This window comes from Vibrio sp. 10N.222.46.A1 (genome assembly GCF_041473595.1).
Classification (GTDB): domain Bacteria; phylum Pseudomonadota; class Gammaproteobacteria; order Enterobacterales; family Vibrionaceae; genus Vibrio; species Vibrio tasmaniensis_A.
In genome coordinates, this window is sequence record NZ_JBFRSN010001114.1 from 1 (window position 1) to 714 (window position 714).

Below are 714 nucleotides of genomic sequence, written 5' to 3' on the forward strand. Positions count from 1 at the left end.
GAAACATTCTTCAATATACGATCAGCCAATACACTCTTAGCATTTATGTGTTGATCAAGCTAACAAGCCCCTTTGATTCCAAAAAGTATTGTGTGGTGAGTAGTTAGATATCAACCTTTTCTGTGAGCCTTGCTTTCAATTTTATGCCCAACTTAATGTGGGCTTTGGGTTGAACCATTGGCTCTAAGCCAAACTGCTTTCTTGTATTATTCAATAACAAAGGCGGTAACTTTTCTTCACAGTACATGGCGTATTTTTCAAAGTACAGCCTCGAGTATGCACCATCAGCGATATCAAAAGGTTCATCAAGTTGAAGTCGCTTATGTTTAACCCAACCTTCGAGTGAGTACCAACATGATAGATATAAAGGCCCCCAAAGATTCAGAAAATGCTTTTTTGATACCAAATCATGAGTAGCAAAGTACCCCATTCTCTGCAACGCGACACTTACAGCTTGAGCTGCTTGTAATTCTTCTTTGCTCCATGTCGATACATAATCCACACTAACGTCACTAGTTACCTGACTATAAGGCTCTCTTTTGTGAGCGTCTGTCACCAACCTAATCGCAGGTTTTAATGCTGACATCTCTTCCATCGCCCAATTCAACAATTCGGCGTTACGACTTCGGGTCGATTCCTCAATAGATTTCGAACCTTGTTTCAGTCCAACCAGTAAGACGAAAGTTAAAATAACCATGACCATGTCCATTACAC

General features: G+C 40.3%; 1 protein-coding gene. It reads right to left on the reverse strand.

Annotated elements, in window-relative coordinates:
• Positions 1-103 precede the first annotated feature (103 nt).
• Positions 104-714: hypothetical protein (locus AB4496_RS24330; protein WP_372132349.1), on the reverse strand; the 611-nt coding region annotated here is incomplete at its 5' end.